Here is an 18,739-nt window from a genome sequence, read left to right as displayed (position 1 = left end):
CTGGACCCCAACGATGTCGATTGCACGCCTTTTCTCGGCCGCGCTGACCGCCGCCGCCCTGTTGCTGAGCCCGCTCGGCAACGAAGCCCAGGCGCAGGCCTACGAGGCCCATCTGCCCGCCGACCTGGCCACCAACCCCGACCTGTGCGCCCTCGTGCCCTGCGCGGAGGTCTTCCCGGGCGCCCAAAGTTTTTCCCAGCGCATGGGCCAGCCACCGTATGTGGAGGCCTACGGCGACGCCGACCCGCAACAGCCGGGCAAAAAGGCCCTGCTGGGCTACGTGATGCTCTCGACCGACATCACCGACACCCCGGCCTATTCCGGCAAGCCGGTGATCACGCTGATCGGCATGGACGCGCGCGGCCGCTACGTCGGCGTGAAGGTGCTCAAGCACTCCGAGCCCATCCTGCTGCTGGGCATTCCAGAGTCCACGCTGGTCAACTTCAACAACCAGTACCTCGGCAAGTCGGTCACCGACCAGATCGAGGTCGGTCCTTCGCGCCCGGACGAGAACATCCTGGGCCTGGACGCCATCTCCGGCGCCACCGTCACGGTGATCGCGCAGAACCAGGTGATGCAGCTCTCGGGCTCGGCGGTGGCCCGCCAGGTCGGCATCATCGAACCCACCCGCCGCGACCCCGCTCGTTTCGTGACCAGCGGCCGGCCCTACCGCTGGGACGAACTGGTGAAGATGGGCGCGGTGCAGCGCCTGCGCGTGATGCCCGAGCAACTGGGTCTGGAGCGCAGCGCCGAGCCCTTCATCGAGCTGTGGTTCGGCGACCTCAACCACCCCGATGTGGGCCAGAGCCTGCTCGGCAAATCGGGCTTCGCCACGCTGCGCTCGCGCCTGAAAGACAGCGAACAGGCGCTGTTCGTGGTGCGCAGTGCCGGCATCGAATCCTTCAAGGGCTCGGGGTTCGTGCGCGGTGGCATCTACGACCGCATCCAGGTCAAGCAGGGCGCCGATGCCTTCACCTTCCGGGACCTGGACTCGTTCAACCTCTACGGGCTGGAAGCCGAGGGGGCGCCGCGCTACTCCGAGTCGGCGATCTTCGTGATCCGCTCCGAGAGCTTCTCGGCGGCCTACCCCTGGAAGCTGGCCTTCCTGGGCAACCGCGTGGACCGCGCCACCGGGCACCGCAGCTTCGCGGTCTTCGAGACCAAATACTGGCTGCCCGCCGACATGCTGCAAGGCGGCCGCCCGGTGGTCACCGAGCCCGATGCCCCCTGGGTGCGCATCTGGAAGTCACGCGCCATCGAGATCGCCCTCTTCAGCGCCCTGCTGCTGGCGGTGGCCGTGGTCTATGCCCTGCGCGACAAGCTCACGCGGCGCTCGACCCACAAGAACAAATGGCCGGTCAACGCCTTCAAATACTCGGCCTGGGCCATCAGCATCGGCTTCGTCGGCTTCGGCCTGCTGGCGCAGCCCTCCATCACCCAGGTGCTGACCTGGTTCCACGCCTTGCTGTTCCAGTGGACCTGGTCGCTGTTCCTGTCGGACCCGTTCATCTTCATCTTCTGGGTCTTCATCATCGTCACCGTGTTCGTGTTCGGGCGCGGGCTGTTCTGCGGCTGGATGTGCCCTTTCGGCTCGCTTTCCGAAGCGCTTTACAAGGTGGGTCGCGTGATCGGCCTCAAACGCTTCCAGACCAAGGTGCCGCAGGTCTGGCACGACCGGCTCAAGTGGCTGAAGTACGCCATCTTCTTCGGTCTGCTGGTGGTGTCCATGTTCTCCATGGGCCTGGCCGAGGTGCTGGCCGAGGTGGAGCCGTTCAAGACCACCTTCCTGGTCGGCATCACGAACCGCAGCTGGCCCTACGGACTGTTCGTGGTGGTGATCCTGGGTGCGTCGCTGTTCATCGAACGCCCCTACTGCAAGTACATCTGCCCGCTGGGCGCCTCGCTGGCCATGCCCAGCACGTTCCGCTGGTTCGGCCTGCAGCGCAAGCAGGACTGCAAGAGCTGCAAGGCCTGCGCCGTGGGTTGCGGCGCGCAGGCGATCGACGCCGATGGGCGCATCGACCACCGCGAGTGCCTGCACTGCCTGGACTGCATGGTGCTCTACACCGACCAGAAGGGCTGCCCGCCGCTGGCCAAGGAGCGCAAGCGCCGCGAACGCGACGGCCTGCTCATCACGCCGATCGGGCGCAACGGCTATTTCATCCCCATCGAACCGGTCTCGCCCGTGAGCGCCCGGGCGGCGCAGGGCCCCGATCCGCGCATGCCCACCGCGCCCGCCCAGCCCTGGCCCGGCGGCCGAGCCCCTGGCCTCAAAGGTCTGTGGCAGGAAGTGCAGCACCACCTGTGGCCCTGGAGCCGCGACGGCTGGAAGAGCCAGCGCGCCCTGCAGTTCGCCGGGCTCTCGCTGGCCCTGGCCGCGAGCGTGGCCTGGCTGCTGGCGGCCGACGGGCGGCTGTCGGCCAGCGCCATCATCGGCTGGTGGTTCGGCTGGAGCGTCTACGAGGTGCTGATCCGCATGGCGGGCAAACGCTACGTGAAGGACGGCCCGTGGTGGCAGGCGCGCTACCGCGTGGCGAACTGGATGGACATGCTCAGCTACGTCGGGTTCAAGAACCTGCTGATCGGTGCGACGCTGTTCCTCGTGCTCAAGACCCTGGGGCAGCTGGCGTGAAGACCCAAAGCTTCTGGCGCCAACGGCTGGCTTGCGTGTGGCTGCTGGGCCTGGCCTTGCCCGCGTGCTCCGCGTGGTCCGCCGTGTGGCGGGTGGAGCCGGGCGGCGACATCCAGGCCGTCGTGAGGCAGGCCGCCGCTGGCGACGTGGTGGAAGTGGCGCGCGGCTTCTACAGCGTGAACCTGCGCATCGACAAGCCCCTGACCCTGCGCGGCATCAACCGCCCCACCCTCAGCGGCGGCCAGCGCGGCGACACCATCCGCGTCGCCTCGCCCGACGTGCTGATCGAAAACCTGATCGTGCGCGACTCGGGCACCAGCCTGAAAAGCCAGCACGCGGGCATCTACGTGCAGCCCGGTTCGCACCGCGCCGTGGTGCGGCGTTGCGACCTGACCTACAACCTCTTCGGCCTGTGGATCGAAAAAGCCAACGAAGTGCGCATCGAAGACAACCGCATCACCGGCCTGCGCGACTTCAACTCCTCGCAGCGCGGCAACGGCATCCAGCTCTACAACACACAGGGCGCGCGCATCACCGGCAACGACATCAGCTTCGTGCGCGACGCGCTCTATGTCGACGTGTCGCACCACGCCGAATTCCGCGCCAACCGGCTGCACCACAGCCGCTACGGCGCGCACTACATGAACTCGTACCACAACCTGTGGGAAGACAACGACAGCTACTACAACCGCGGCGGCCTGGCCCTGATGGAGGTGCGCGACCAGGTGGTGCGCGGCAACCGCACCTGGGGCAACTCCGACCACGGCATCATGCTGCGCACCCTGCAGGACTCGGTGATCGAAAACAACGTGGTGGCCGGCAACGCCCGCGGCTTCTTCATCTACGACGTCGAGTACGTGACCCTGCGCAACAACCTGGTGGTGGACAACCACGTGGGCGTGCACCTGTCGGCCGGGTCCACGCGCAACCAGGTCGTGGGCAACGACTTCATCGCCAACCGGGAGCAGGTGCGCTACGTCGGCGCGCGCGACGAACCCTGGGGCCACCCCGAGCCCGGCCAGGGCAACTACTGGAGCAACTACCTGGGCTGGGACCGCGACGGCAACGGCATCGGCGACCTGTCCTACGAAGCCAACGATCTGGTGGACCGCCTGCAGTGGCGCCACCCTTCCATTCAACTCTTGCTGGGCAGCCCCGCCGTGCAGGCCCTGCGCGTGCTGGGACACCAGTTCCCGGTGCTGCGCGTGCCCAGCGTGATCGACCCCCATCCGGCCATGGCGCCGAAACATCCCCACTGGAGCACATGGCGTGACAAGTATTTCCGCTGAGGCCCTGCACCTGGAGGGCGTCACCAAACCCTACGGCAGCCGGCGTGCGCCGCTGCTGGCGCTGGACAACGTGAGCCTGCGGGTGCCGCGCGGCCAGCTTTTCGGCCTGATCGGCCACAACGGCGCCGGCAAGAGCACCCTGTTCAAGCTCGTGCTCGGTCTCATCACCCCCAGCCAGGGCCGCATCCAGGTCAACGGCTGCACGGTGAACGGCCCCGACTTCCGCACCACGCGGCGCGCCCTGGGCTACCTGCCCGAGAACCTGGTGCTGTACGACAACCTCACCGGGCTGGAGACGCTGCGCTTCTTCGCGCGCCTCAAGGGCGCGCCGCAGACACAGTGCGCCGCCCTGCTCGACCGCGTCGGCCTGACCCGGGCCGGCGGGCGTGCGGTGCGCGAGTACTCCAAGGGCATGCGCCAGCGGCTGGGCTTTGCCCAGGCCCTGCTGGGCGACCCGCAGCTGCTGCTGCTCGACGAACCCACCACCGGCCTGGACCCGTCGGCGATCCGCGACTTCTACGACCAGCTCGACCTGCTGCGCTCGCAGGGCGTGACCCTGGTCATCAGCTCGCACATCCTGGCCGAGTTGCAACAGCGCGTCGATGCGCTGGCCATGCTCAGCAACGGCCGCGTGTGCGCGCAGGGCACGGTGCAGGCGCTGCGCGAGCGCTCGCGCATGCCCCTGGTGTTCCAGCTGCGCGCCGCGCCGACCTGGCTGCAGACCCTGGCCACCGAACTGCCCGGGCAACTGGCCGGCGCCGACATCGTGCTGCAGCAGCGCGAACCCGGCCTGCTGGAACTGCGTTGCCCCCGCGAGCACAAGATGCGCGTGCTGGCCTGGCTGGCCAGCGCGGAGCTGAGCGATCTGCAGATCCACGAGCCCTCGCTGGAGGACGTGTACTTCGGCCTGAGGGAGGCACCATGAACCTTTCATTGCAATGGCGCCAGGTGCAGGCCGTGGCCGCCAAGGAATTCCGCGACCGGCTGCGCAACCGCTGGGTGCTGGCCGTGGCCGTGGTCTTCACCGTGTTCTCGCTGCTCATCACCTACTTCGGCTCGGCCGCGCAAGGCCAGATCGGCCCGCGCTCGATCGAGCTCACCATCGCCAGCCTGGTCAGTCTGGTGATCTACCTGATCCCGCTGATCGCGCTGCTGCTCGGCTTTGACGCCATCGTCGGCGAGCGCGAGCGCGGCTCGCTCGACCTGCTGCTGGCCCTGCCCATCACGCGGCTGGAACTGCTGCTGGGCAAGTACCTCGGGCTCGCGGGCGCGCTGACGCTGTCCACCGTGTCGGGCTTTGCGCTGGTGGCCCTGCTGCTGTACCAGCGCTTCAGCTGGGCCGGCCTGTACCACTACGCCGGCTTCGTGCTCAGCTCGGTGCTGCTGGGGCTGGCGTTCCTGAGCCTGGCGGTGCTGCTGTCGGTGCTGGCCCGCGACCGCACCCGCGCCTCGGGCCTGGCCATCGCGCTGTGGTTCGCGCTGGTGCTGGTGTTCGACCTGCTGCTGCTGGGCCTGCTGGTGGCCACCGGCGGCCAGTTCGGCGGCCAGGTCTTCGCCTACCTGCTGCTGCTGAACCCGGCCGACATCTTCCGCATCCTCAACGTGTTTTCGCTCGACGACGTGCAGCGCCTCTATGGCCTGGCCAGCATCCTGCCCCCGGCGCTGAGCCAGGTGGGCTGGCTCAGCAGCGCCATGCTGGCCTGGATCGTCGCACCCCTTGCCCTGGCTTCCTGGAGATTCCGGCCATGAACACCCCATCACACTTCCCCCTGAACCGCCGCCGCCTGCTGTGCGGCTGCGCCGGCCTGGCCACCCTCAGCCTGCTGGGCTGCGGCCAGAGCGGCGATGCCACCTCCAGCGCCCCGGCCGAGATCGACGCCCAGTCCAGCTGCTCGCTGGACGGCATGCAGTTGTCCGACTACCCCGGCCCCAAAGGCCAGATCCGCTACGCCGGCGTGGCCGAGGTGCAGTGGTTCTGTGATTCGGTGGAATTGCTGTCGGTGCTGCTGGCGCCCGAGCAGGTGCGCGCGGTGGTGTCGGTGCACGTGCAAGACATGGGCCAGGCCGACTGGGACCAGCCCCGGGGGCACTGGATCGACGCGCGCCAGGCGCTCTACGTGCTGGGCAGCAAACGCCACGGTTCCATGGGCCCCACGGCCGCCAGCTTTGCCGCCGAAGCCGAGGCCCAGGCCTTCGTGCAGCAATACGGCGGCCGCCTGCTGCGCTACGCCGACATCAAGCCCGAGATGGTGGATCTCAGCGGCGGCGCCCTGCACGACACCCGCATGTGATGCCGCAACGCCGCCGGTTCATCGGTCTCTCGGTGCTGGGCAGCGTGGCGGTGTTCGCCGGTCTGGGCTTGCGCTCGCCGGGTGACCCGGTGGCAGTTGCCCGTACTGGCTCGGAACTGCCGTCCGACGTCTGCCTGGTGGCGCCCACTTTTTCTTACGACGCCGCCTCCGGCCTGCCGTTGAGCGCAGCACGCGAGGTGCCACCCGAGGCGCGCTGCCCGGTCTGCGGCATGTTCCCGGCCCGCCAGCGGCGCTGGGCGGCACAGGTCATTTTTTCCAACGGCGACGTGCAGTACCTGGACTCGCCCCTGAGCCTGTTTCTTTACCTGCAGCAGGTTCCGCGCTACACCGCAGGCCAGAGCGCCGACCGCATCGTGGCCTCGTACGTCACCGACCTGGACAGCGGCGTCTGGGTGCCCGCCGAACAGGCCCTGTATGTGCATGGGTCCAGGCTGATGGGCCCGATGCGATCGGGCAACCTGCCTGCGTTCGCCACCAAACACCAGGCAGGGGTGTTCATCGACCAGCACGGAGGCGAATGGCTCACGGCCGCGCGCTTGCGCAAAGGCCTGCCCGCACCGCTGCAGCGGCTCGCCCCGCACACCCATGGCTGAAGCCCGGTTCACCTTGATGCGTGTCAAAAACTGTTTTAATTATTCATATAAAATGAATGTTAAAAATCCACCCCACTCCCTTCACCACTCCATTCAAGGACACCCCATGAACGCCAAGAACCTCCTCCTGATCCTGGGCTGCAGCGCTGCCCTGCTGGCCTGCGGCGAAAAGCCCGCCGAGACCACGGCGGCGGCGCCGGCGGCTGCTACCCCGGTGACTGCAGCCGCCCCGGCGCCCGCCCCTGTGGCCGAAAACACCGTGGGCAAAAAAGTCTATGGGGCGACTTGTGCCATGTGTCATGCGGCTGGCGTGGCCGGCGCGCCCAAGCCCGGTGACAAGGCCGACTGGGGTCCGCGTATCGCACAGGGCAACGACACGCTCTACAAACACGCCATCGAAGGCTACACCGGCGCCAAAGGCATGATGCCCGCACGCGGGGGTAGCACGACCCTCTCCGACGACGATGTCAAGGGTGCCGTGGACCACATGGTCGCTTTGTCTCAGTAAACGACACGCCGGCACCATGACTCACCTGCTCCAACGCCGTCGCTGTCTGGCCGGGCTGGGCGGCCTGCTCGTCACGGGCCTGGGCTTGCGCCCGGCACTGGCCAACCCCGATGTTCAACGCGTGTCCCGCGCCCTGATGGGCACGAAGGTGGACATCGTGGCGCAGGGCGACGACCCCGCCAGCACGGCAGTCGCCATCCAGGCCGCCTTTGCGGAGATGCAGCGCCTGGAACGCATGATGAGCCGCTACAGGGCCGACAGCCTGGTGTCCGCACTGCACCGCAGCGCGGGTCGGTCATGGGTGGATGCGCCGCCGGAGCTGATGGCGGTGCTGCAGCGCGCCGCCGAACTGTCCCGGCTCAGCGATGGCGCCTTTGACATCACCGTGGGGGCGTATGACGGCTGGTCGTTCGACGCCAAGCATGCGCGCATCCCGTCGCCCGCGGAACTGCGCAGCGAACGCCGGCTGGTGGATTTTCGCGAGGTGTCGATCAACCCCCAGGCTGGCCAGGTCGGCCTGAACCGGTCGGGCATGCGCATCGACCTGGGCGGGGTGGCCAAGCTGCCCATCCTGCAGGCCGGCCTGCGGGTGCTGGAACGACACGGGCTGCGCAACGCCATGCTGAACGGCGGCGGCGATGTGCTGACGCGTGGGCAGCTCCTGGGTCGCGACTGGCGCGTCGGCATCCGCGACCCGCGGGCGCCCGAGCGGCTGATCGGCACGGTGTTTCTCGGCGACGGTTGCGTGGCATCGTCCGGCGACTACGAGCGGTGCTTCGTTCGCAACGGGCGGCGCTATCACCACGTGCTCGATCCGGTCTCCGGCATGCCCAGCAGCGGTGTGCGGGGAGTGGTCCTGGTGTCGCGCCAGCCGGACCCCGTCAACGGCCTGGGTGCCGCGATCATGGCGGCGGGCGCCGCTGCTGGACAGCATCTGCTCTCGCCCCTGCACGAGGTGGACAGCCTGATCGTGGATAGAAATGCCAGCGTCCGGACCACGGGACGCATGGACGTGCGCCTGCAAGCGGCCTGAGGACGGCCCCGGCGCGTCAACCGGCCCTGGCCGGCTTGGGTTTTCGCGCCGCCGCCGGCTTGTGCCGGGCAGCGGCCTTACTGGTGGAGGCCGGCGCCTTTTTCGGCGGGGCCAGCGAAGCAAACTGGATGGGAATCAGGTGGGGCAACTGACCCGCAGGCGCCTTGCCTGCCGCCATGGGCGCGAGCAGGTCGGCCAGCGTGATGCCATCGAGCACATCGAAGAAGCCCTGCATGGCCTTGTGCAAGGAATCCTTGAGCCGGCAATAGCCATCCAGGCGGCAGGTGTTGGTCTTGCGGTCAAAACACTCCACCAGCGTCATATCGGTTTCGGTCTGGCGGATGACTTCGCCCAGGGTCAGTTCTCCGGCCGGCTTGAGCAAGCGCAGGCCACCGCCCCGACCCCGCGTGGTCGCGATCCAGCCACACGCGGCCAGGATCATCGCGATCTTGGTGAGATGGCTGCGCGAAATGCCATGCGCCTCGGCGATCTCGTTCACCGTGGGCGGATGCTCGCGCCCTTCACAAGCTGCGCAATACATCAGCATGCGCAAGCTGTAGTCGGTCCATTGGGTGAGTCGCATGGGGTCATCAGCCTGTCAGAAGAAAGGGCGGGGACGAGAATGGTTCACTGTACCGTCAAAACGGCGGGCACCTTGAGCCCTGCATCAAGGCCACAGGCCTCGCCGTCACCTGCTCAGCCTTTGAGGAGGGCTCCGGTGCCGTCCTGCACCTGCACGTTGATCGCAATGCCCTGGCGCACGCTCATCGAAACGGTGCAGAACTCCTCGAATTGGGCGAGCACGCGGTCCAGGTGCTCGATGTCGGCGGCGGCCTGCCCCAGCTCCAGTTTCACGTTGATGCCCATGATGCGCAGGCGCTTGTTTTCATTGCGCCCGACCTCGGCCGTGGCGGTCGCCTTGAGGGCGCCCGGATCCTGCTTGAATTTCTGCAAGGAAAACAGCAGGCTCGCGCTCAGGCAGTTGGCCACCGCGGCCAGCAGCATGTGGTCGGGCGCCGGGCCTGCGCCCAGCCCCAGAGGCGCAGGTTCGTCGGCCAGCATCTGCGGGATGGCTGCGCCGAAGTCAACCAGAAACTGGTAACCCGACTGGCGGGTGATGGTCACGCTGGCGTTTTCGCTCATGGGAGCTCCTGAAGAATGCGACCGCTGGACACGGGGCCGACGGTCGAGGGTTTCCGATTGTGCGCACAGGCCACCAGATTGACCAATGTCAAATCTTGATCTGCGGTCGATCTCTATAGTAACAAACTCCCCGGGGTATCAAACAACCGGATTCGTTTACTGAAAGGAGACAACCATGTCCAAGACCCTGCAACCCGACCAGCGGGTTGAACCCGCGCGCCGCCGCTTCCTGGCCGGTCTGGGCGCCCTGCCGCTGGCCGCGGCGCTGTCGCAGACCAGCACCCCGGCGCATGCCGACAGCGTCAAGAGCAGCGCCCGCATCGTGATCGCGGGTGCGGGTGCAGCGGGCCTGTCGGCAGCCTCGCAACTGGCGGCCCGCCTGCAGGGCGCCAGCATCACCGTGATCGACGCACGCAAGGAGCATTATTACCAGCCCGGCTTCACCCTGGTCGCCGCGGGCATCAAGTCGCAGAACTACACGGTTTCAAACACCGGTGACTACCTGCCCCAGGGCGTCGAGTGGATCACGGAGCGGGTGGCCGAAATCGATCCGGAAGGCAACAAGGTGGTCACCGAAAGTGGCAAGGCCGTTCCCTACGATTTCCTGATCCTGGCGACCGGCCTGGAGCTGAACTACGCCGGCATCGAAGGCATGGACACGGCGCGCATCGGCCAGAACGGCATGGGCAGCATCTACCACAGTCCGCAGGCCGCCACCGCCACCTGGCAAGCCATGTCGGCCTTCGCGGACAAGGGCGGTATCGGCGTCTTCGGCCGACCGGCGGGCGAGATGAAATGTGCAGGCGCCCCGCTCAAATACACCTTCATCACCGACGACCACCTGCGCCGTCGCGGCAACCGCGGCAAGGCCGAGATCATCTACATGGCCCAGAGCAAGTCGCTGTTCGGCGTGCCCATCGTGGCCGAAAAAGTGCGCATGCTGTTCCAGGACCGCGGCGTCAAGGTCAACCATGAACATGTTCTCCAGGCCATCGATCTGGACAAGCGCATCGCGACCTACAAGACCCTCACCGGAACGGCGGAGCAGCCGTACGACTTCATCAATGTGGTGCCGCCCATGCGCGCGCCCGAGGTGGTGCGCAACAGTCCTCTGCCCTGGACCGAAGGGCCGTTCGCGTCCGATGGCTGGGTTGAAGTGGACCGCGACACGCTGCGCCACAAGCGCTACCCCAACGTCTTCGGCGTGGGTGACATCGCCGGTGTACCCAAGGGCAAGACGGCGGCCAGCGTGAAGTGGCAGGTGCCGGTGGCCGTGTCACACCTGATCGGTGACATTTCGGGAAAGGCCTCCAGCGAGGTCTACAACGGCTACACCAGTTGCCCGCTGATCACCCGCCTGGGCCAGGCCATGCTGATCGAGTTCGACTACAAGGACAACCTGATCATGTCCTTCCCCGGCGTCATCGCGCCGCTCGAAGAGCTCTGGATCAGCTGGGTCATGAAAACCATGGCCCTCAAACCCACCTACATCAGCATGCTGCGCGGCCGCGCCTGACCCCCAAGGAGACTCCCCATGAAAGAACTCGATCCGATGGTTTTTCTCTCCGTGTTCCAGGAGATGCTCGGCCCCCTGCTCTGGATCATGCTGCTGGTCGCGGTGCTGGGCATCCTGGCCTTCCTGGCGCTGCTGGTGCGCGAGCGCGGCCTGGTTTCGCGCCGCCTCGTGCGCGCCGAAGTGCTCGGCATTTTTGGCGGTGCTCTCGCGCTGGTGATCATGGCCAAGGTATCGTCCTCGGGCTTCACCGATGCTGGCGGCCCGGCCGACTGGTTCCTGATTGCCCTCGTCTATGGCGTGGGTCTGGTCGCCACCGTGGTCCTGACCTACACCCTCATGGGCTGGATCTCACCGCGGCGAGCGAGCCACTGACCACGGCACGCCAGCCCGTTTGCGAAGGCCGCCACACGCGGCCTTCGCTTTTTTTCAACGACATCGCGTAAGGGCTATGTCGCATATTCCGGGTACCGTTGCGGGTTTGACCGAAAATCACACCTGCACTGAAACAATGAACCTGCGCGCCCAACAACGGGCGCCGGCCAACGCCGGTTCATATTTGACAAATTCGTGAAAAAAACAGTGTCATGGACCGGGTAAGCTTGGGCCGTACATTCGAAAGCTGACTATGAGACGACTGGAAGATTTCCGCCTGAAGATGGGCCACCAGGAAATGGTGCCCATCATGATCGGCGGCATGGGTGTGGACATTTCCTCGGCCGACCTGGCACTGGAAGCATCCCGCCTGGGCGGCGTGGGGCACATCTCCGACGCCATGATCAAGACGGTAACCGACCGCCGCTACAAGACCAAGTTCGTCAAGGCCAAACAGGCCTTGTACAAATACAACATGGACTCCGAGGACAAGTCGGCCATCAAGTTCGATCTCGGTGATCTGGCCGAGGCCACCCGCCTGCACGTCGAGCACACCATGGGCCGCAAGCGCGGCAGCGGCATGGTGTTCATCAACTGCATGGAAAAGCTGACGATGAACGCGCCCAAGGAAACGCTCAAGATCCGCATGTCCTCGGCGCTGGACGCCGGCATCGACGGCATCACGCTCGCGGCCGGTCTGCACCTGGGTTCGTTCGCGCTGATCGAAGACCACCCGCGTTTCCGCGACGCCAAGCTGGGCATCATCGTCAGCTCGCTGCGCGCGCTGCAGCTCTTCCTGAAGAAAAACAGCCGCCTGAACCGCCTGCCCGACTACGTTGTGGTGGAAGGCCCGCTGGCCGGTGGCCACCTCGGCTTCGGCATGGACTGGGCGCAATACGACCTGGCCACCATCGTGGCCGAAATCCTGGCCTGGATGAAGGCCGAGCAGCTTGACATCCCGGTCCTTCCTGCGGGCGGCATCTTCACCGGCACCGACGCCGTGCGCTTCATGGAAATGGGCGCCTCGGGCGTGCAGGTGGCCACGCGCTTCACCGTCACCAAGGAATGTGGCCTGCCCGACGACATCAAGCAGGAGTACTTCAAGGCCAACGAAGACGACATCGAAGTCAACGAGATTTCGCCCACGGGTTACCCGATGCGCATGATCAAGAGCAGCCCGGGCATCGGCGACGGCATCCGCCCGAACTGCGAGGCCTATGGTTACCTGCTCGACGCCAATGGCAAGTGCGCCTACGTCACGTCGTACAACCGTGAAGTGTTGGCGCACCCGGGTGAAAAACGCATCAAGGTCATGGACAAGACCTGCCTGTGCACCCACATGCGCAACTTCGACATCTGGACCTGCGGCCAGCTCACCTGGCGCCTGAAAGACACCACCGTGCGCAACGCCGATGGCAGCTTCCAGTTGCTGAGCGCAGAACACGTGTTCAAGGACTACCAGTTCAGCACCGACAACCGGGTGGCGATGCCCGAGCCCGAAGCCGTGCCCGCCTGAACCCGGGTCATCCGCCCCCGCGCTGCATGTAAAGGTCGAAGCGCTTCATGAACGTGAAGCGCTGAGCTGCGTCCAGCCCGCTGAAGGCGAAACTCACGCGCAGCACCGGCATGCGCATGAGGGCGATCACACGCGGCGGCATGACCTGCCAGCGCAGCTGCAGCGCCCCCGGTGCGATGGCCACCCGGGCCGCACCGGCATCGATCTGCCAGGGGCAGCTGCCAATGGCCGCGGGCAGCCAGCCCAGCCATTCGGCCTCGGTGCAGCCCATGTCGCGATCGAAAGTTTCGGCGTAGCTCGACTGCATGGGATCTCAACCACCCGCTATGGGAGGCCAGATCGCCAGAACATCACCTTCGGCCAGCGTCGCGGTCATGCGCTTTTCAGGCTCCACGTATTTGCCGTTGACCAGCACCAGATGCACCAGCTTCGGCGGCAGGCCAAAGGGTTCGATGATCTGGCTGATGGGCGCGGCCGGACTCACGTCCAGCTCGACGAGGTTGCTGCGCCGCGCCTCGGCGGGCAGGTAGTCCGTCAGGGTGGCGAAGAGCTTGAACGTGATTTTCATGGATGTGATTTTCCCATTCCGGGCTGCGCCGCGTCAGCGGCGCCGGGTATCGCCCCTGACGGAGCGGCGGAATGGATTCATCGGCGGCGGTCGTCGGCAGCGCCGCTCCACTGCCCCTGCCCCTGCGCGCTGGCGAGGTAGGCGTCCATCAGCCTGGTCGGGTCGGCCATCAGCGTGTCCTTCCATTCGCCCAGGCGCACCTGCCCTTCCACCAGACCCCGCATGACGCCCACGTGATCGGTCCAGCCCACGCTGTTGCAACCGACCATGAGGTCGTCCTTGAATTGCAGGCTCAGGTGGCGGCCCGACTTCTCATCGGTCAGCTCCACGTGTTCGCCACCCCGCAGGCCTTCCCAATTGCCGAAGCTGGTGGAGATCATGCCCAGCGTGTCGAGCACGTTGATCTGCGTCACGCCCTTGAGCTCCACCTTCTGGCCCACCATGTTGAGCGCGGCCACACGCGCTTGCTCGGCGGCGTTGGGCTGGATGGCGCTCACGATGGTCTTGCCACTGACCTTGTCGAAGGCCTCGGCGCAGTCGCCCGCGGCGTAGATGCCGGGCACATTGGTCTGCAGGTGTTCGTCGGTCAGCACGCCGACCAGGCAGCGCACACCGCTGTTTTCCAGGAAGCCGATGTTGGGCTTGACGCCGGTGGCGCTGATGACCAGATCGGCCTCCAGGCGGTCACCGGTGGACAGGCGCACCTGCATCTTGCCGTTGGATGCGGTCGACGACCCGATGCCCACCACCTGCGCGATCTTGCCCAGCAGGCCGGGCTCGGCACCGTCGCCGCGCTCGATCGCTTCGACCCGCGCGCCGGTGAAGACCTTCACGCCCTTTTTCTGGCACCAGTCCTTGATCATGCCGCCCGCGGTGGGGCCCATCATGCGGGGCACCATGCGGTCGCCCATCTCCACCACGGAGAGCTCCACACCACGCTGTTGCAGCGATTCCATGATGATGCAGCCGATGAAACCGGCGCCCATCTGCAGCACCTTGGCGCCGGGCTTGGCCAGGTTGGCGATGGCACGCGCGTCGGCCAGCGTCCAGCAGCTGTGCACGCCGGGGCCGTCAATGCCCGGAATCGGCGGCGTGGCGGGCGATGAGCCGGTGGCGATGAGCAGCGTGTCAAAGCCGATGGTGTGACCGTTGCTCAGATCGATGGTTCGTTTGGCCGGGTCCAGCAGCTTGGCCCGCACACCGCGCAACACCTGGATGTTCAGCGCCTCGAAGTGACCGGCCGTGTGGCGCAGGTGCGTGCCGTCCTCGCCGACCTTGCCGATCAGCAGGTAGGGGATCGCCATGCGCGAATACGGCGCTTCGTTTTCATCGCCGATGACGGTGATCGTGTCGTTGGGCGCGTGCTTGCGGATGGTTTCGGCTGCAATGACACCGGCCGGGCCGGCGCCGAGGATGACGTGGTGGGTCATGAAAGTGTTCTCCAAAAGAAAGAAGCGGCCGCAGGGGACCGCTTCTTTGACGTCCCCGATGCGAAAGATCAGAGGCTCAGGCGGGCCCTGGTCTCGGCGGTCGGGCGGCCTTCCGGGTCCCAGCCGCGCGCGGCGTAGTACTTGGGCAGCATCTCGGGCAGCTTGCTGACCATGCCCTTGGAGGCACCGGTCTTGGCCGCTTCGGTCAGCAGGCGCTTGGGCAGGCTGTCGTCCTTGGCGGTGAAGCCGGCGGCGTTGTTGAATTCGCGCTCCATGTTCCAGATGCGCTCACCGATCTTCTCCAGCTCTTCGGTGGTGAATTCTTCGTTGCACGCGGCCTGCAGCTGCGGTGCCAGATCGGCCACGCCCCAAGCGAAGGTGGTGAACACACACAGGCCTGACGAGTCGAACGCGGCGGTGGCGTCCTGGAACGCCTTCACCAGTTCCGGCTTGCCTTCGCTCTCGACCGGATCGGTCTTGACCGGAATGCCCAGCACTTCGGAGGCGATGGTGTAGCCACGCAGGTGGCAGGCGCCGCGGTTGGAGGTGGCGTAAGCCAGGCCAATGCCTTGAATGGCACGACCGTCGTAGGCCGGGAATTCCTGGCCCTTGACGCTCATGGACAGGTCGGGGTGGCCGTATTTTTCGGTCAGGCGTTTGGAACCCTGGCCGATCTCCTTGCCGAAGCCCTCGCCCCTGGCGGTGATCTCGGCGAAGTGGGCCAGCGCCTGCGCCGAGCCGAACTTGGCGTCGATGCCGAGCTGCTCCGCGGTGAGCACACCCATTTCGTAGAGCTCCATCACCGCGCCCACGGTGGCGCCGAAGCTGATCGGGTCGAAACCTTCTTCGTTGCACAGCATGTTGGCGTATTGCAGCGCTTCCAGGTCGTTCACGCCGTTGGCCGCGCCCAGCGCCCAGGCCGCTTCGTATTCCAGGCCGCCGTTGGCGCCCCAGTACTGCGGCTTGTTGGCCACGGTGAAGTGGCCTTCGTCCATCTTGCTGATGCGCCCGCAGGCGATGGTGCAGCCGAAGCAGGCCTGGTTGGTCACCAGGTGCTTCTTGCCGTCGCTTTCGCGCGGTGTGGCCATGGCTTCGGCCGAGATGTCTTTCGCGCCTTCGAACTGCACGTCGCGGTGGTTGCGCGTGGGCAGCGCGCCCATCTCGTTGATCACGTTCATCAGCACCTGCGTGCCGTAGGCCGGCAGGCCCTGACCCGTCACGGCGTTCTCGGCCAGGATCTTCTTCTTCTCGAAGGTGACCTTCATGAAGGCCTTGGGATCGCGGATGTTGCCCACGCCCTTGGTGCCGCGCACGGCGATCGCCTTCAGGTTCTTGCTGCCCATGACGGCGCCCACGCCCGAGCGGCCGGCCGCACGGTGCAGGTCATTCACCACGGCCGCGTACAGCACGCCGTTTTCGCCCGACTTGCCGATGCTGGAGACACGCAGCAGCGGGTCCTGCAGGCTCGTCTTGAGCATCTCTTCGGTCTTCCACACGCTCTGACCCCAGAGGTGACCGGCGTCGCGCAATTCAGCGTCGTCGTCGTTGATGTAGAGGTAGACCGGCTTGTCCGACTTGCCTTCAAAAATGATCATGTCCCAGCCGGCCATCTTGAGCTCGGCGCCCCAGTAGCCACCCGAATTCGAGCAGGCGATGGCGCCGGTCAGCGGGCCCTTGGTGATGACGGTGTAGCGCCCGCCCGTGGAGGCCATGGTGCCGGTCAGCGGGCCGGTGGCCCAGATGATCTTGTTGTCCGGTGACAGCGGGTCGACCTTGGGGTCGATCTCGCTGATGAGGTACTTGCTGCCGAGGCCGCGCGAACCGAGGTAGGCACGCGCCCACTCCATGTTCAGCGGTTCGGATTTGACGGTGCCCGCGGTCAGGTTGACGCGGAGGATTTTTCCAGCCCAAGACATGTTGTGCTCCTTGAATGGGTTGGGGGATCAGGCGGCGGCAGACGGCTGGTTGCCCAGCTTGTCGGCCCACTGCTTCATCTTGTCGATACCGGTCCAGTTGGCGTCCACAAACGTGATCGCCGCGGTCGGGCAGGCTTCGGCGCAGGCCGGCTCGCCGCCACAGAGGTCGCACTTCTGGACCTTGCCGGTTTCCTGCACGTAGTTGATGGTGCCAAAGGGGCAGGCGATGGTGCAGACCTTGCAACCCACGCAGGTGGTCTCGTTCACCACCTTGGCGCCGGTCATCTTGTCCACCGTGATCGCCTCCACCGGGCAGGCGTGCAGGCACCAGGCTTCGTCGCACTGCGTGCAGGTGTAGGGGACTTTCTTGCCGGTGTGGTGGAAGTCGAACACCTTGATGCGCGACTTCGAGGTGGCGTAGGTGCCGTAGTTCTCGAACGAGCAGGCCATTTCGCACTGCAGGCAGCCGGTGCATTTGTCCGGGTTGATGTGCAGGACTTTCTGCATGAGGTTCTCCTGTGGGGGTGCGGCGCCACTTGTGCTGCGCCATGCTTATGAAAAGATTTGCCTAGCCATTGTTGGTGGGCTGTTCCACTTTGTGGTGAGGGTTATCCCTCATTCGCTCCGCCGCACCCGCGGAAATTCTCAAAATGAAACACCGCGGCCGTTGGCATACTTGATGCTGTCTGTGGCATGGCAGACAGAACACTGAACAAAAACGAGACACTCCCATGAGCATCCGCCAGCCCCCCCAGCCAGCCAGCAGCACGTCCGACCGGCTGACCCTCATCGAGCACGCGCGCCAGGCGGTGTTCCAGAGCGACGGCATGGCCGCCGCGGCCCGACTGGAGCCCTGGATCGAACGTTCCTGGCGGCGCTGTCTGGCGCAAGGCCTGCAGCCCGACCAGCGACTGGCTTTCGACCCGGTGTCGAGCGTGGCCATGCGCCGCGTGATCGAGGCCAACCAGCCGCTGCTGCGCGCGGCGGCGCCGGTCATCCAGCAGCTGGCGCGCGCCATGGCCGACACCCGCTACTTCGCCATCCTCACCGATGCCCAGGGCGTGGTGATCGATGTCAACGGCCCGATCGATCACCACAACCGCCTCGCGCACCTGATCGCCCGCGTGGGCGTGGACCTGTCGGAGCAGGCTGTGGGCACCACCGCCATCGGTGCCACCCTGGCCGAGCTGCAACCGGTGTGGCTGCACCGCGGCGAACACTTTTTCGACGACACCAGCGCCTACAGCTGCGCGGGTGCCCCGCTGTTCGGCCCTGACGGCCGCTGCGTCGGCATGCTCGACCTGACCGGCATCAACGTGCCCGAACGCCCGGCCCTCAAGCACCTGGTCACCCAGTCGGCGCTGAGCATTGAAAACGCGCTCACACTGGCGCAGCCGCACCACCTGCTGCTGCGCCTGAACTGGCCCGGGCGCACGCCCGGCGAAGAGAGCGACGGTCTGGTGTGCCTGGATGGCGACGGCCACATCACCGGCGCCAACCGCGCGGCGGCCGACATGCTGACCCTGCCGGCCGGTGCGCCCTGGCCACATTGCAGCGACGTGATCGCCGTGCCACCCGACAGCCTGTTCGATGCCGCCCGCGCGTTGCGCGGAGCCATCGAACTGCCCCTGTGGTCGGGCCTGCGCCTGCAGGTTCTGGCACGCCTGAATGACGGCCGGGGCAGCAGCAGTGCCCCACAGCGGCCGACGGGTGCCAGCGTGCCGCTGAAAGACGTGGAAACCGCGCTCATCCGCCGCGCAGTGGAAGAAGCGCGTGGCAACGTGATGGAGGCGGCCCGCGTGCTCGGCATCAGCCGGGCCACGGTGTACCGCAAGATCGGACGGAGGTAGCCCCCCCCCTGCGGGGGGGGGGGGGGGTTGCTCGCCGGGGGGGAGGGGGGGAGGGGAGAGG

Annotated in this window: 19 protein-coding genes; 12 read left to right on the top strand and 7 right to left on the bottom strand. The window is 66.4% G+C overall.

The genetic code is table 11. From position 1 onward, the window contains the following. Nucleotides 1-13: 13 nt before the first annotated feature. The 8 genes from AC0GNO_RS21925 (at nt 14) to AC0GNO_RS21890 (ending at nt 8,367) form a co-directional block, all read left to right on the top strand. Nucleotides 14-2,632 (top strand): 4Fe-4S binding protein, encoded by a 2,619-nt coding sequence (locus tag AC0GNO_RS21925; RefSeq protein WP_472905516.1) that lies wholly within the window; start codon nt 14-16, stop codon nt 2,630-2,632. Nucleotides 2,633-2,667: 35 nt separating this feature from the next. After that, nucleotides 2,668-3,921 carry a nitrous oxide reductase family maturation protein NosD gene (locus AC0GNO_RS21920; RefSeq protein WP_472905534.1) on the top strand — a complete coding sequence of 418 codons (1,254 nt, stop codon included), beginning with the start codon at nt 2,668-2,670 and terminating at the stop codon, nt 3,919-3,921. After that, on the top strand, nt 3,902-4,846 hold the full coding sequence (locus tag AC0GNO_RS21915; protein ID WP_472905515.1) for an ABC transporter ATP-binding protein: 945 nt from the start codon (nt 3,902-3,904) through the stop codon (nt 4,844-4,846). The genes AC0GNO_RS21920 and AC0GNO_RS21915 overlap by 20 nt, the downstream gene beginning before the upstream one ends. Beyond that, a complete protein-coding gene (locus AC0GNO_RS21910) occupies nt 4,843-5,670 on the top strand; it encodes an ABC transporter permease (RefSeq protein ID WP_472905514.1) in 828 nt (275 codons plus the stop codon). Before AC0GNO_RS21915 ends, AC0GNO_RS21910 begins: the two co-directional genes overlap by 4 nt. Beyond that, a complete protein-coding gene (locus AC0GNO_RS21905) occupies nt 5,667-6,212 on the top strand; it encodes a nitrous oxide reductase accessory protein NosL (protein WP_472905513.1) in 546 nt (181 codons plus the stop codon). Before AC0GNO_RS21910 ends, AC0GNO_RS21905 begins: the two co-directional genes overlap by 4 nt. Next, nucleotides 6,212-6,826 (top strand): nitrous oxide reductase accessory protein NosL, encoded by a 615-nt coding sequence (locus tag AC0GNO_RS21900; RefSeq protein ID WP_472905512.1) that lies wholly within the window; start codon nt 6,212-6,214, stop codon nt 6,824-6,826. Before AC0GNO_RS21905 ends, AC0GNO_RS21900 begins: the two co-directional genes overlap by 1 nt. Nucleotides 6,827-6,932: 106 nt before the next feature. Then, complete coding sequence (locus AC0GNO_RS21895; protein WP_472905511.1) at nt 6,933-7,334, top strand: c-type cytochrome; 402 nt, start codon at nt 6,933-6,935, stop codon at nt 7,332-7,334. 16 nt (nt 7,335-7,350) lie between these two features. Beyond that, nucleotides 7,351-8,367, top strand: coding sequence for an FAD:protein FMN transferase (locus AC0GNO_RS21890; protein ID WP_472905510.1), 1,017 nt, complete (start codon nt 7,351-7,353; stop codon nt 8,365-8,367). A 16-nt stretch (nt 8,368-8,383) separates the two neighbouring features. Here AC0GNO_RS21890 and AC0GNO_RS21885 read toward each other — a convergent pair whose 3' ends face one another. Beyond that, entirely contained in the window at nt 8,384-8,950 is a 567-nt protein-coding gene (locus tag AC0GNO_RS21885) for an Rrf2 family transcriptional regulator (RefSeq protein WP_472905509.1), read from the bottom strand. Nucleotides 8,951-9,063: 113 nt separating this feature from the next. Beyond that, nucleotides 9,064-9,510, bottom strand: a complete 447-nt coding sequence (locus AC0GNO_RS21880) for an OsmC family protein (RefSeq protein WP_177137952.1) — start codon at nt 9,508-9,510, stop codon at nt 9,064-9,066. A 175-nt stretch (nt 9,511-9,685) separates the two neighbouring features. Here AC0GNO_RS21880 and AC0GNO_RS21875 point away from each other — a divergent pair, with 175 nt between their 5' ends. The 3 genes from AC0GNO_RS21875 (at nt 9,686) to AC0GNO_RS21865 (ending at nt 12,914) form a co-directional block, all read left to right on the top strand. Beyond that, nucleotides 9,686-11,026, top strand: coding sequence for an NAD(P)/FAD-dependent oxidoreductase (locus AC0GNO_RS21875; RefSeq protein ID WP_472887812.1), 1,341 nt, complete (start codon nt 9,686-9,688; stop codon nt 11,024-11,026). An 18-nt stretch (nt 11,027-11,044) separates the two neighbouring features. Next, nucleotides 11,045-11,398 carry a DUF5368 domain-containing protein gene (locus tag AC0GNO_RS21870; RefSeq protein ID WP_472887811.1) on the top strand — a complete coding sequence of 118 codons (354 nt, stop codon included), beginning with the start codon at nt 11,045-11,047 and terminating at the stop codon, nt 11,396-11,398. A gap of 253 nt (nt 11,399-11,651) precedes the next feature. Beyond that, on the top strand, nt 11,652-12,914 hold the full coding sequence (locus AC0GNO_RS21865; protein WP_472905508.1) for a nitronate monooxygenase: 1,263 nt from the start codon (nt 11,652-11,654) through the stop codon (nt 12,912-12,914). A gap of 7 nt (nt 12,915-12,921) precedes the next feature. Here the strand turns inward: AC0GNO_RS21865 and AC0GNO_RS21860 are convergent, their stop codons facing one another. From AC0GNO_RS21860 to AC0GNO_RS21840, 5 genes are all read right to left on the bottom strand, one after another. Then, entirely contained in the window at nt 12,922-13,221 is a 300-nt protein-coding gene (locus tag AC0GNO_RS21860; protein ID WP_472905507.1) for a hypothetical protein, read from the bottom strand. Nucleotides 13,222-13,227: 6 nt separating this feature from the next. Then, a complete protein-coding gene (locus AC0GNO_RS21855) occupies nt 13,228-13,482 on the bottom strand; it encodes a MoaD/ThiS family protein (RefSeq protein ID WP_177137973.1) in 255 nt (84 codons plus the stop codon). Between the two features lie 77 nt (nt 13,483-13,559). After that, nucleotides 13,560-14,912 carry an NAD(P)/FAD-dependent oxidoreductase gene (locus AC0GNO_RS21850; protein WP_472905506.1) on the bottom strand — a complete coding sequence of 451 codons (1,353 nt, stop codon included), beginning with the start codon at nt 14,910-14,912 and terminating at the stop codon, nt 13,560-13,562. 68 nt (nt 14,913-14,980) lie between these two features. Next, nucleotides 14,981-16,828, bottom strand: a complete 1,848-nt coding sequence (locus AC0GNO_RS21845; protein ID WP_472887807.1) for an aldehyde ferredoxin oxidoreductase family protein — start codon at nt 16,826-16,828, stop codon at nt 14,981-14,983. Nucleotides 16,829-16,855: 27 nt separating this feature from the next. Next, nucleotides 16,856-17,335, bottom strand: coding sequence for a 4Fe-4S dicluster domain-containing protein (locus tag AC0GNO_RS21840; protein WP_177137979.1), 480 nt, complete (start codon nt 17,333-17,335; stop codon nt 16,856-16,858). 224 nt (nt 17,336-17,559) lie between these two features. Between AC0GNO_RS21840 and AC0GNO_RS21835 the strand changes: the two genes are divergently transcribed. After that, nucleotides 17,560-18,678 (top strand): helix-turn-helix domain-containing protein, encoded by a 1,119-nt coding sequence (locus AC0GNO_RS21835; RefSeq protein WP_472905505.1) that lies wholly within the window; start codon nt 17,560-17,562, stop codon nt 18,676-18,678. The last annotated feature ends 61 nt before the right edge of the window (nt 18,679-18,739 follow it).

Source organism: Hydrogenophaga sp. L310, from assembly GCF_055703065.1.
Note: the sequence above shows the minus strand (reverse complement) of the source record. Positions and strands in the feature narration are given on the sequence as shown.

Bases quoted from the DNA above. Each gene is read 5' to 3' on its own strand.
- AC0GNO_RS21880 (WP_177137952.1), bottom strand. From the start codon at position 9,510: ATGAGCGAAAACGCCAGCGTGACCATCACCCGCCAGTCGGGTTACCAG.
- AC0GNO_RS21890 (WP_472905510.1), top strand. From the start codon at position 7,351: ATGACTCACCTGCTCCAACGCCGTCGCTGTCTGGCCGGGCTGGGCGGC.
- AC0GNO_RS21895 (WP_472905511.1), top strand. From the start codon at position 6,933: ATGAACGCCAAGAACCTCCTCCTGATCCTGGGCTGCAGCGCTGCCCTG.
- AC0GNO_RS21875 (WP_472887812.1), top strand. From the start codon at position 9,686: ATGTCCAAGACCCTGCAACCCGACCAGCGGGTTGAACCCGCGCGCCGC.
- AC0GNO_RS21905 (WP_472905513.1), top strand. From the start codon at position 5,667: ATGAACACCCCATCACACTTCCCCCTGAACCGCCGCCGCCTGCTGTGC.
- AC0GNO_RS21840 (WP_177137979.1), bottom strand. From the start codon at position 17,335: ATGCAGAAAGTCCTGCACATCAACCCGGACAAATGCACCGGCTGCCTG.
- AC0GNO_RS21885 (WP_472905509.1), bottom strand. From the start codon at position 8,950: ATGCGACTCACCCAATGGACCGACTACAGCTTGCGCATGCTGATGTAT.
- AC0GNO_RS21835 (WP_472905505.1), top strand. From the start codon at position 17,560: ATGAGCATCCGCCAGCCCCCCCAGCCAGCCAGCAGCACGTCCGACCGG.
- AC0GNO_RS21870 (WP_472887811.1), top strand. From the start codon at position 11,045: ATGAAAGAACTCGATCCGATGGTTTTTCTCTCCGTGTTCCAGGAGATG.
- AC0GNO_RS21925 (WP_472905516.1), top strand. From the start codon at position 14: ATGTCGATTGCACGCCTTTTCTCGGCCGCGCTGACCGCCGCCGCCCTG.
- AC0GNO_RS21850 (WP_472905506.1), bottom strand. From the start codon at position 14,912: ATGACCCACCACGTCATCCTCGGCGCCGGCCCGGCCGGTGTCATTGCA.
- AC0GNO_RS21865 (WP_472905508.1), top strand. From the start codon at position 11,652: ATGAGACGACTGGAAGATTTCCGCCTGAAGATGGGCCACCAGGAAATG.
- AC0GNO_RS21845 (WP_472887807.1), bottom strand. From the start codon at position 16,828: ATGTCTTGGGCTGGAAAAATCCTCCGCGTCAACCTGACCGCGGGCACC.
- AC0GNO_RS21900 (WP_472905512.1), top strand. From the start codon at position 6,212: ATGCCGCAACGCCGCCGGTTCATCGGTCTCTCGGTGCTGGGCAGCGTG.
- AC0GNO_RS21910 (WP_472905514.1), top strand. From the start codon at position 4,843: ATGAACCTTTCATTGCAATGGCGCCAGGTGCAGGCCGTGGCCGCCAAG.
- AC0GNO_RS21855 (WP_177137973.1), bottom strand. From the start codon at position 13,482: ATGAAAATCACGTTCAAGCTCTTCGCCACCCTGACGGACTACCTGCCC.
- AC0GNO_RS21860 (WP_472905507.1), bottom strand. From the start codon at position 13,221: ATGCAGTCGAGCTACGCCGAAACTTTCGATCGCGACATGGGCTGCACC.